The following is a 4609-nucleotide window of genomic DNA, read 5'->3' as shown; positions in this document are numbered from 1 at the left end:
TTTTGCAACATACATCTACGACTACAAGTTTGACGACTTATCGGTAATTGCCTATAATGAGCTGTTGAAAAATATCGACAAGTACAAGGTAAAGCCGAGTTTCTATGTCATCAACTTTGATGACCCGCGTCGCTCACACCGCTGTAATCCTATCAATCCGAAGTTTATGGTGGATATCAGCGATGCCTATGAGAGTGCGTACACGATAATGCTCAACTTGAATAAAACATGGATTCAGAAGCAGGGCGACTTCTTCGTGGAATCTCCGATTATTCTTTTGGCTGCGATTATCTGGTATCTTAGAATCTACAAGGACGGAAAGTATTGTACCTTCCCACATACGATTGAGTTCCTAAACAAACCGTATGCGGATATCTTTACGATTCTAACATCTTATCCTTCGTTGGAAAACTACCTATCTCCATTTATGGACGCATGGAAAGGTGGAGCTCAAGATCAGCTCCAAGGCCAGATTGCAAGTGCAAAGATTCCGCTCTCGAGAATGATTTCCCCACAGCTATATTGGGTGATGACAGGCGATGATTTTACCCTCGATTTGAACAATCCCAATGAGCCGAAGATACTCTGCGTAGGCAATAATCCCGACCGTCAGAATATCTACTCTGCGGCACTCGGACTATATAACAGCCGTATCGTAAAGTTGGTGAACAAGAAAGGTCAGTTGAAGAGTTCCATCATCATTGACGAGTTGCCTACTATCTATTTCCGTGGTATCGACAACCTCATTGCCACAGCACGAAGCAACAAGGTGGCGGTTTGTCTCGGTTTTCAGGATTATTCGCAGTTGGCTCGTGACTATGGCGACAAGGAGGCGAAGGTTATCCAAAATACGGTGGGTAATATCTTCAGCGGACAGGTGGTAGGTGAAACGGCAAAGAACCTCTCTGAGCGTTTTGGCAAAATACTTCAACAGCGTCAGTCGGTATCTATCAACCGACAGGACACATCAACATCTATCAATACACAGTTGGACTTCCTTATACCTGCCTCGAAGATTTCAAACCTCTCGCAAGGCACATTCGTGGGTAGCGTGGCGGATAACTTCGGTGAGGAGATTGACCAGAAGATTTTCCACTCACGCATCATCGTGGATAGTGTAAAGGTAAGTGCCGAGACAAAGGCATACAAGAAGATTCCTATCGTCAATGAGTTCAAGGATGAGAACGGCAACGACATCATGCAGGAGCAGATAGAGCGTAACTATTCCCGTATCAAAGATGAGGTTGAGCAGATAGTTCAAGATGAAATGGAACGAATTAAGAATGATCCTGAGTTGCGTAAACGATTGTTACCGGACGAGAAGGACGAAGAGGATAACGATTAGAATCTGTATCCTATTTCTTACCGCAAAGGTTGTCCCGTGCCTTTCGGATTGAGCAAGGTCAATCCCTGTGGGTGTCGTGGAAAAATCATCCTCGCCCCACGGGGCTTGCGGTATTTTTCCCGCCAACCTTGCACAATCCTGCACGGAACAGTCAAGGCGGTAAAGAAATAGAATACAGTGCTTCGCCTGTAATGTATAACTTAAATAATGATAGACGATGGTTAGAATGACTTTATCAGAGTATCTCCGTAAACCAAAGGATTATCGGGGAGAATGGACTACCGAAAGATGGGATTTACCCAACTGGGAAGAAGAACGCAAGAAGTATATGGGCAAGCGTACACTTATGACAAATGTAGATGGTGCTACCTGCTTGGTTATCGAAGGTCTCAGCCTTGAGATTATTGATGACACCGATTGGAAGAAACCCGATGCTGTAAGAAAAGAGATAAGTCGCCAATGCCTGAAGTTCTTTACAGAGCGAGGCATCGAGCCTCACTATGCCGATTGCCTTATCCGCTATAAGGACAACTACGATACCGTTGAAGTGCGTATTGCCATCGGAATGGATGCAGAAACCGAAAAGGATGATGACATTTTCTTCTATTGCGACACGCTGGAAGATATGAAGTCACTTGCAGAGAATAGTAGTGAAGACTTTTACATTGCCGATTGCTACGGCTTTGGAGTATATGAAGATTTATTATAAACCTAAAAAATATCGAGTATGAAGATTTTATGTCAAGAGCGTTATGACAAGGCTGTTGCCTACGCAAAGGAAATCAAGAATGACACCCTGCAAAAGTGTATTGACCGTTTGAAGCAGTGGGAACAGAATCCTAATCGTCCTTGTGAGATTGAACTCTACTATGATTCTGCACCTCACTCATTCGGTTTCCGAGAGGTCTATCCCGATGGCAGAACGGGTATTGTTGGAGGCTTGCTCTATCACGGCAATCCCGATCAATCTTTTGCCGTATTGATGGAGCCGATGCACGGGTGGACTATACACACATAAAAAAGAAATCTCGAAAAGGAGAATGAAACACTCCTTTTCGAGATTTACTCGTTGTGTAAGATTATTAAATTAGTCAGGAATTGCGAAAGCATAAAATTTCTGTCCTAAGAAATCACTTATTGTATCTGCGACAACTCTCATTACATCATATCCAAAACATTCATTTCCCGTAAACGGTCTATTTATCTCAATGTAATATCTGCCCTCACCGAAACAACAAGCAATACCTTTATTCATCATTCCTTGGGTAATTTCGGTATAATCATCTGTACATAATTTCATGTGTGATATAGGATAGAAATATGTATCTCCACCATAATTTACCAATTGTTTTTCATATTCAGTATCAAATACAGAACCTGCTATTTCAAGAGCTTTATCAATATTTGAATAAACCTCATCATTTACATCTTTTAGTTTTAACTTGCTAAAATGTGTTTTTGTAATATCATCAATCTTTATTTGTGCAAAAGAATCATGTTTGGATAATTCTTCAATAGAAACAACTCCAATTCGTAAAAGCATTTCTAAATCGTACTCATAACCATAATTGGTAGCCTTTGAATTGTACATATTTGCGAGTTGTTCAAGAATTATATCTTTCTCCTCATCTGTTTCTACAATCACAAATGCATCTTTGATAGGATTATTATAAATGCTTCTATCTAGTAAAAATGGTAATCCGGGGACACCCCAATGATCATCTTTGATTGGTAATCTCCATTCTCTTTCAAATGTCCAGTCAATAGATTTATCATGGGATAACTTCGTATAAACATACCGAAATTGCTCATTAATCCCCAACCCACATGATGAATCCAATGTTCTCAATCCATATCCCCAATAAGCATCTCCTTCTTCTGATTCTTTATGTTGGCCAGAAAGCCCATATATCACATTCCTAGCTCCAGCCATAAACAATTCATTTTTTTTGAAGGCTATTCCATATTTGCCAACAAATTTAGAACCTGATTGTCTTTTGTTTGCATAATCTATTAGAGCATATAGAGGCATTTCTGTAAAGCATATGGCAGAATATGGACCATAAACAGTTGGTACTGTATTTCTAAAAGACCATCCTGAACGAATGAACCCATCATGAATGATTCTTTGTATAACTTCAAATGCTGTTGCATTATTATCTAACTCCCAATCATCGTTGAAACTCTGGTCAAAAATAGAAATGGGATTATTCGGAGCCGTATAATAATCAGGAAACTGTAACTCACTTCTATCTATAGTACAACCATTAAGTTCCGCTTCTTCTGCCATTTCATTCAATTGAACTTCAAAACTAGTCTCAGGTGTTCTTTCATGAACGAAATGAATAATCCAAGATGATAGGTCTATTCTTGTCTGATGTTGCCAATCTGCCATATACTATATTTTTATAATACTGCAAAGGTACTCCGTTTTTTACGAATGAAAGACAGAATAAGCTACAAAAAGTATATATAGCGTGAAAATCCCGCTTCACTTGCAAAGTCCCTTCAAGAAGTTAACTCGGAGGGACAATACCTCCACGTTCAAGCCGATGGTTTTGGGGCAAAAAATTCTCTGCGATAATTTTTCACCCCAAAAAACGCTCCGGTATCGCCGTCCGAGTTGAGACAGAGGTTGGGACTTAGCAAGCGAAGCGACCTACGACGCATAGTACAACAGGTCAAAAATCCATTGCGGTAAGATATGCCGCATCTCTATTCTCAACCTGACTGCCATATCTATATTTCATTATAAGGTCTATCAACCACCGCCATCTTTTTAAGCCCCGATTTTTTAAGTGGGACAAAAGCAGCTCAGCTCTCAACTCTGCATATTACAAAAGTTATTTCTTTTCGGTCATACCACCGCTTTTTTCTCGCACCTTTTTTTGCCTTTGTTTTTCGCTCCTTTCGCCCCCGTTTCAGTGTGGAGCGTTTTCCCTCTTTTCACCCTTGTTTTGCCCTTTTCGTGTCTTCGCTTTCCTACCTGCTATGACAAGTGATGACACCTTATGACTTGTATAGTCTAACGGCTTAAATATCAATGTTTTATCAAATTTTGCTATATATATTTGCAGCGACAACATTAGTTATTAACGCTAAAAACTCACAGTTATGGCAAAGAAAAATGTAAGGGATGACCCTCAAAAAACACAAGTCACCGAGAACCCGCAGATGAGCGACATCGTGCTGGTCTTAGACAAGATGGAACTGCTCATTCAGGCGGTATCCGAAATCAACAAGAACGGCAAGTATTCCACCGTG

The 4609-nt window shown here is 40.5% G+C and carries 4 protein-coding genes; 3 read left to right on the top strand and 1 reads right to left on the bottom strand.

Features of this window, described 5'->3' with window-relative positions; genetic code table 11:
• From NW211_RS13570 to NW211_RS13560, 3 genes are all read left to right on the top strand, one after another.
• A partial coding sequence (locus NW211_RS13570; RefSeq protein WP_258328236.1) for a TraM recognition domain-containing protein occupies positions 1 to 1345 on the top strand: 1345 nt, incomplete at its 5' end.
• Positions 1346 to 1562: 217 nt separating this feature from the next.
• Complete coding sequence (locus NW211_RS13565; protein WP_258328235.1) at positions 1563 to 2054, top strand: hypothetical protein; 492 nt, start codon at positions 1563 to 1565, stop codon at positions 2052 to 2054.
• A gap of 18 nt (positions 2055 to 2072) precedes the next feature.
• Positions 2073 to 2363 carry a DUF4120 domain-containing protein gene (locus NW211_RS13560; RefSeq protein ID WP_258328234.1) on the top strand — a complete coding sequence of 97 codons (291 nt, stop codon included), beginning with the start codon at positions 2073 to 2075 and terminating at the stop codon, positions 2361 to 2363.
• Between the two features lie 69 nt (positions 2364 to 2432).
• Here the strand turns inward: NW211_RS13560 and NW211_RS13555 are convergent, their stop codons facing one another.
• Complete coding sequence (locus tag NW211_RS13555; protein WP_258328233.1) at positions 2433 to 3740, bottom strand: hypothetical protein; 1308 nt, start codon at positions 3738 to 3740, stop codon at positions 2433 to 2435.
• Positions 3741 to 4609: the final 869 nt, after the last annotated feature.

Source organism: Barnesiella sp. ET7 (genome assembly GCF_024733785.1).
GTDB lineage: Bacteria > Bacteroidota > Bacteroidia > Bacteroidales > Barnesiellaceae > Barnesiella > Barnesiella merdigallinarum.
This window is presented reverse-complemented; position numbering and strand designations above follow the sequence as displayed.

What these genes read in the sequence shown, in the direction of transcription:
- NW211_RS13565 (WP_258328235.1), top strand. Translation starts at nt 1,563, where the DNA reads ATGGTTAGAATGACTTTATCAGAGTATCTCCGTAAACCAAAGGATTAT.
- NW211_RS13560 (WP_258328234.1), top strand. Translation starts at nt 2,073, where the DNA reads ATGAAGATTTTATGTCAAGAGCGTTATGACAAGGCTGTTGCCTACGCA.
- NW211_RS13555 (WP_258328233.1), bottom strand. Translation starts at nt 3,740, where the DNA reads ATGGCAGATTGGCAACATCAGACAAGAATAGACCTATCATCTTGGATT.